At 38.7% G+C, this 7,346-nt stretch carries 2 protein-coding genes; both read left to right on the top strand.

Annotated elements, in window-relative coordinates; translation table 11 throughout:
* Window positions 1-311: 311 nt before the first annotated feature.
* Window positions 312-3,248 (top strand): autotransporter outer membrane beta-barrel domain-containing protein, encoded by a 2,937-nt coding sequence (locus O9A_RS07285; protein ID WP_034460384.1) that lies wholly within the window; start codon window positions 312-314, stop codon window positions 3,246-3,248.
* 705 nt (window positions 3,249-3,953) lie between these two features.
* The gene (locus O9A_RS07280) at window positions 3,954-7,124 is read left to right on the top strand and encodes an autotransporter outer membrane beta-barrel domain-containing protein (protein WP_034460012.1); all 3,171 of its coding nucleotides are present in this window, start codon (window positions 3,954-3,956) and stop codon (window positions 7,122-7,124) included.
* Window positions 7,125-7,346: the final 222 nt, after the last annotated feature.

The raw sequence follows: 7,346 nt of genomic DNA, 5'->3' as shown, positions 1-7,346 counted from the left end.
TTCTTTAGTTTATGATTGAAAACGTTTAGTAATTGTATGGTTTCTTCTACGCTACAATAGGTCTTTTAAAGATTTTTATCATTTATAATGATGACTTTAATTTGTAAAAACTTACGAAACTTATTTTTGAAAAGATGGTTTTTAAGGGGATTTCACATTATTTTTTGTATGCATTTATATAAAATACAAAGCATGTTAAATATCATAGACTTTAATAACAAAGCATGTTAAATGCATGCTTCGTGATCGAGGTCGCTTAGGAGGAGTGTTTTGTTTTAATAAGATTTGGCAAAGGGGTTGATGGAGAAATTATGATTAAGATCTTTAAAAGTCATCTTTCTTTATGTGCTTTTACAACAGCTATTTTTTTCTTTGTACATAATGCGGATGCTCGGGTAGAAACTTCTGGAAATGGTGGATTTTCATGTAATAAAAGTAATTCATCTTATTGGTGCAACGATGGTAAATGTTGGTGCAACCATGGTGGATGGCATGAAGTTTCTGGTAAAACCTATCATAAAACTGTTAAGAGTATTGCTGGAAATCCGGAGAATAGTTCTGAAAGTTCGGAAAATGTTTCTGGGAATGCGAGTGGTGTTCCTCGAGCTGTAGCTATAGAAGTGTCTAAAGAGAAGACGCATGTTAAAGCGAGTGATATCACTGTTAGTGGTGAGGGGAAGGAAGGTTTTTGGGATTATGGTGTAAAAGTAAAGGAAGGAACAGTTATTCTTATCAATTCAACTTTAAGGAATGTAGTAGTTGGTATTGCTAATAAGTATGGGGTGGTTGAGATGCAAGGTGGATCGATTAATGCGTTTCGAATAGGGGTTAATGCAATAGGAGAAGAATTGGGTGTTTCTTCAACTGAGAAAGAGAATTCCAGTGTCGGTGGAGCAATGGTTTTTCCTTCAGAAAAGCCACAACTAGAAAATACACAAATTGTGGCAAGTGGTCAAACACCTATTGGTAAACGGACTGTTGTTTCTTTAAAGAATACAAACATTAAAACGGGTAAGAAAGCGATAAGTCTTTTGAGTGATAAGGGTGCGCATATTAAAATGAACGGGGGGATGATTGATTTTACTGATGGTATCGGCATTGAAACGGGAAGAGAGGGAAAGGTCTTTTTACGAGATGTTTCTATTGTCGGAAAGGGCACACAGGAGCCAGAAGTAGATGTCCATAGTGTAAATTCAGCTTTTTACATGTCTGGAAGTGATGGTTATCTTGATGTTTCCGGAGGGCACCTCGATATTGCCAGTGCCCACGGTCTTTTAATGCTGCGTAGAGATAATCATGCTTATATAGACAATGTCACTTTTATAGTGAACAGCGATGCATTTTATGGTATGCATTTTTTGGGGGAGATAGTCTCTGATAGCGGGAAAAAAGCAATTTTCCCTGGAAAGGCCGCTGTCCATTTAAAGAAGACGACTTTCACAGTTCCCAACAGTGTAGCTCTTTATAGCAGTAAATTTGATACTCTTGTTAAGCTCTCACAAGATTCAAAAATTTCTGGAGATTTATTGTTGAGGGCTGAGGATAATTCTACTGTAGATGTTCTTGCTGATGCTTCCATACTTGTAGGGGGGGCTCGCGTTGATGAAAGTTCTCTTGCTAATTTGAGGTTAACAAATAATTCAAAATGGATCTTATCTCGTCCGCAACAGGAGAAATTGCAAGCTTTGGATTCTCCAGAGGAATCTTCGATTTCAGCGTTACATCTTATTGATAGTTCTCTTCTTTTTGAAAAAACAGGATCTCATATATCTGATGGTTATCAGACACTTCGTATTGGAAAAGGAGTAGGGACTGTCTATAGTGTAAAAGGTGATGTGAATTTTTATCTCAATACATATTTGGATAAGGGGGGAGATCTTAAAGATCAAAAAACAGATAGATTGTTAATCCATGGTGATATTGATGGGCAAACAACGGTGCATGTGCAAAGTGTTTCAGGAAGTCCAGGGGGATTTACAGGGAGTGGTGGAAATAATCAAGGAATCTCCATTATCCAGGTTTCTGGGGCTGCAGAAAAAGATTCTTTTCAGCTAAGTGGTGGTTATGTCGCTTTGAACGGTTTACCTTATAAGTATAGACTCTATGCTTATGGTCCAAAATCTGAGTTAGGAAAAGCGAATTCTGCTCAAAGATTAGTTGAAGGTAAGGGAGATTTTTGGGATTTTCGTCTAGAGAATCAATATGTTAAGCCTACAGTTCCTACTGATGGATTTGATTTCCCTGAACGATCTGATGGATTTATTCTCCCTGAACGCATTGTCAGGTCTGTTGTTCCGCAAGTACCGACTTATCTTCTCTTACCCAATAGCTTATTCCATGTTGGTTTGATGGATATTGGCAATCAAAATAAGCAGTTGGAGACATTGCGGATGAATGCCGGTGGAATGTTGGAAATTCATGAAAATCCTGCTTTGTTCTTGCGTGGTTATGGTGGTCATTACCGTTATGCCTCAGATCTGTCTGCACTTGAATATGGCTATGGGGGATATCTTCGTTATAACGCTGTTAAGGCTGGCATTTTGCTAAAAACACTCGAGAGTGCAGATAATGTGGTATCTTTTGGGGTTATGGGTTCTTATGGAAAGCTTTCTCTACAACCTAAAAATGTTAAACATAGTGAGGAAAGTGCCTTTGATAAATGGTCTGTAACAGCATATAGCACTTTGCAGCATGATGCGGGTTTTTATGTAGATGGACTTTTATCTTATGGTCTGTTCAAAGGAGATGTGGTCACTCTTGCCCGTGGCAAGACAGCAACATTAAAGAGCAAACCTCTTAGTGTTTCATTGACAGGTGGTCAGTCATTTGCAACAGGATATGAAGGTTTTGTTGTTGATCCGCAAGTTCAGGTTGTTTATCAAAATCTCCAGTTTGATAAGGCCCGTGATATCGATAACTTTGATATTGAGATGGGAAAGCTTGATCAATGGGTTGCACGTGTTGGTGGACGTTTAAGCAAGGCTCCGACAGGATCTGAGGGGATAAACGCTACTTCCTTCTATGGTAAGCTTTATCTTGTCCATGGTTTTAGAAAAAAACAATCTGTGCATTTCAAAGATGCTTTCCGGTTAGGTGCCTTTGGTTCTTCCTTAGAAGCTGGATTAGGCTTTAATGCTCGGTTGTCTCCAAAGTTTGTACTTCACGGTGATGTTGTTTATCAGCAGAAGCTTACGAAGGCTGGCTTTTCAGGAGCGAGTTTTTCTGGGGGACTGCGTTATCAGTTTTAGGCTACCGAGCAAATATATACTTTGATATAAGAGGCAGCACAGTGTGCTGCCTTTTTGATTTATAAAACTTACGTTGATTTCTTAAAAGATTCTTATTCTTTTGATATTCATCAAAAAATCATAATATTTTTTTGTTTTTCACGTAAAAGCAGCTAAAGACCGTAGCATTTTCTTTTCATGCTACAATGAGTGAATTTTCTTAAGATCTTTGCTAGTCATGATACGATGCCGAAGTGTCTGATTTTATTCGAGGACATTTTGAATAGGTTCCTGTGTGGGTGTGTAATATCCTACTTTATATGGTATTTGATGTCTCTGCCCTATAGTTACTTAAGCTAGGTTTTCTAGAGTTTGTCTTTTTATTGATTTTAGCAATCTTTTTCATTTCATATTTTTTGGTAATTCTTTTTAGTTTCACAACGATAGATTGTTTATGCAATTAATTGCACCTAATGATTTTATTTTTGCTTTACACCAAATACGGAATGTATTATACACCTAAAGATTGCGTATATAAATTATTCTCTTATTAGTAGTTTTTGTGTTGCAAGGAAGTCTTCCGTTTAATTCATTTGAATAATGCGTTGCGCCAGTCAAATGAGCCGTAGATGCATCCTTTGGGTGAGAGTGTTGAAGGAGTAAGCGGGATGTTTTTACGAATGCTTTTATTTTTAATGAGAGGGGAAGAAAAGTTTCGAGGGAACTATGATTAAAGTGTTTAGAAATCATGTGTGTTTATGTACTGTCACGACCGCTATTCTTTCTTTCCTACAAAATGGAATAGGAATTGGTGCTAGTGCTCAGGGTGATGATTATAAGATTAGTGTTAGCTCTATATATCCTGGACAGTTTTATGAGATCAGTGTTACCCCTGTGCAAAATGGTGTCTCCTATATGTCCACTCTTAACCTTTCTGGGAGGAGAATTAGTAGCCTTAATGGTCTTAGCAGTGATAATCTTGGTGCTAGTAGAGGTGATAGCGGATCTGGTAGTAGCAATTCTAGTGGACATCTTAGTGGGAATAACGCTGGACACATTCTTAGTGGAGAGGGTGGGGATAAAAGTGTTAGCAGATATGTTTATGTTAAAGATGAAAAGGTTGGTGATCAGCCGAGCAGGCTTATGATATATGATGGATTATATTATATGTGCAATGATTGCGGAACGGAAAAAATTGGGTATCAGTATTATGAGATTACGCATGAGAATGCTAAATTTTCCTCTAATACTGCGATAACAGTAAAGGGGAGAGATAGTAGAGTTGATGGGGAGAATGTAACTGTTCACAGTCAAGTTTATGATAAACCTTTTACACGTGGTGTCTCTGTATCAGAGGATGGCAAGATTGTTTTGACAAATCCAACTCTCAAGAATGTACATGTAGCCTTTTATGCTAGTGATGGGATAATTGAGGTACGTCAGGGGACTATTGAGGCAAATCATAAGGCAGTTGAGGCAATAGGGAACTCGTTTGTTGTTTTAGAGGATACAGAAATTAAGACGGGTAATGGAAAGGCGGGCCTTTTGAGTTATGACCGTTCAGAAGTTTGGATGGCAGGCGGATCAGTTGATTTCATGAATAGTCATGGGGTTTCTTCGACACTAGGTGGAAAGATTAATCTCGATGCTGTTAAGATTACTGGAAATAGTAAAGAAAAAAATTCAAATAATTATGCGGTTTTGCATACGGATTTAGGTGGTCCTATTAATTTAGATGGTACGACTATTAATGCTATGAATGTTCATGGAATCTTATCAGAAAACACAGTTCGTACTTCAAATTCCATTTTGCAGTTTGGAGCTGAAGATTCTAGGCCGAAAATTTCTGTGACTGAGGTTAATCTCACATCTGCTTCTGTTACAGTGAATGGAGAGGCATCATACGGTATATATTTTCGGGGAGAAAAGCTGAGCGAAAGATTCGAGAATAGAGAAAATCTAGAGGAGGAAAAAAAGCTACCTAGATTGGAAGCTATTAATTTGAGACAGACAATGTTTTCTGTTCCAGACAGTGTGGCTCTTTATAGTATCGATAGTACTTATGGTGTTGTTAATTTAATGCAAAGTACCCTTTCAGGGCGGTCATTGTTAAGGGCTGAGAGGGGGGCCTTGGTGAAAGTTTTAGCCAGTGCTTCTACCCTTGAAGGGAAAGCCTCTGTTGATGATCGTTCTACCGCTGAGCTCTATTTAGGTGCTGGTTCGACATGGATTTTAAAACAAACACAAGAGACGGATTCGCGTGAATCTGATTTTACAAATCATTCATCTGTTTCATTTCTGCTTCTTATGAATGATAGTTCCGTTAATTTTAAAAAACTGAAATCTGCTTCGACTTATCATTATCAAACACTCAATATTGGGAATGGGATGAACACAGTTTATAAGGTGCAGGATGGGGGGAATATTTACCTTAACACATATCTGAATGAGGGAGGAGATCGTGAAAAGCAAAAGACTGATCGTGTTTTGATACATGGTGATGTTTCTGGTACAACGGTAGTCCATGTACGCGGTATGCCAGGAAGTTCAGGGGAATCTACGGGTAGTGGTGGAAATGAACAAGGGATTTCAATCATTCAGGTTTCTGGAAAGGCAAATAAAAATTCTTTTCAGTTAGATGGCGGTTATGTCACTGCGCAGCACTCACCTTATCAGTATATGCTTTATGCTTATGGTCCAGAATCTGATTTAGGAGAGGCGCATTCCAATCAAAGATTAGTTAAAGGCGAGGGAAAATTTTGGGATTTTCGCCTCGAAAATAGGTATATTGATGATCATAAACCTGGGCCAGCGCCGGCTCCTGGACCTGTTCCAAAACCTATTCCTGAACCAGGACCTCGTCCAGAGCTAGGCCCTTCTCCTGGACCATTTCCGGAACCAACTCCGCCGCCTCGTCTTGAACCGGGAGTTAAAGCAGTTGTTCCGCAAGTTCCGACCTATTTGCTTTTGCCAAATGCCCTGTTTCATGCTGGTTTGATAGATGTTAGCAATCAAGGTAAGCGGTTAGAAGTTTTACGCACTGTTTCTGGTGGATACTTGCAAAATGAGGAAAATCCTGCCTTTTTTGTGCGCAGTTACGGTGGAAGTCATCGTTATGCCTCAAATCTTTCTGCGTTGGAATATGGTTATGGGGGTGAGCTTGGCTATAATGCAATCGAAGCTGGTATTTTACTGAAAACAATCGAGGGTGAACATAGTAATACCTCTTTTGGAGTTATGGGGACTTATGGAAAACTTTCTCTGCAACCTTTAGATGTAGAACAAAGTCAAAAAAGTGTCTTTGATAAATGGTCTGTAACAGCATATAGCACTTTGCAGCATGATGCGGGCTTTTATGTAGATGGACTTTTATCCTATGGTGTGTTTAAGGGTGATGTCCATACTCTTGCCCGTGGCAAGACGGCAACATTAAAGGGCAAGCCTCTCAGTGTTTCAGTGACTACTGGTAAAGCGTTTGTGGTAGGAGAGGAAGGTTTTATTTTTGATCCGCAGGTTCAAGCTATTTATCAGCATATTCAGTTTGATAAGGCCCGTGATATTGACGATTTTGAGATTGCACTGGGGAAATTGGATCAATGGACGATGCGTGTTGGTGGACGTTTAACAAAGGCCCTAGCTGCAACCGAAGAGGCGCGTGTTGTTTCCTTTTATGGCAAGCTTCATCTTGCACATAGTTTTGGGGAAAAACAATTTGTTTATTTTAAAGATGCTTTTCAGTTGGGTGGCTTTGGTTCTTCTGTAGAAGCAGGATTAGGCTTTAATGCCCGGTTATCTTCAAAGTTTTCTCTTCATGGTGATTTGGTTTATCAGCAGAAGCTTACTAAGGCGGGTTTTTCTGGAACTAGTTTTTCGGGTGGACTGCGGTATCAGTTCTAGGATATGAGACAATATGTATTATGATATAAAAGGCAGCACAATGTGCTGCCTTTTAATTTCTTCAAATCTCTATTACTTTATCTAAATGCTTCTCTGTTTATTGATGAAAGAACCCACATTATGTGATTTCTTTAGTTTATGATTGAAAACGTTTAGTAATTGTATGGTTTCTTCTACGCTACAATAGGTCTTTTAAAGATTTTTATCATTTATAATGATGAC

Origin of the sequence: Bartonella koehlerae C-29, assembly GCF_000706625.1 — a bacterium.
GTDB lineage: Bacteria > Pseudomonadota > Alphaproteobacteria > Rhizobiales > Rhizobiaceae > Bartonella > Bartonella koehlerae.
The sequence above is the reverse complement of the archived record's forward strand: the minus strand, read 5'-3'. Positions and strand labels throughout refer to the sequence as shown.

What these genes read in the sequence shown, in the direction of transcription:
- O9A_RS07285 (WP_034460384.1), top strand. Translation starts at nt 312, where the DNA reads ATGATTAAGATCTTTAAAAGTCATCTTTCTTTATGTGCTTTTACAACA.
- O9A_RS07280 (WP_034460012.1), top strand. Translation starts at nt 3,954, where the DNA reads ATGATTAAAGTGTTTAGAAATCATGTGTGTTTATGTACTGTCACGACC.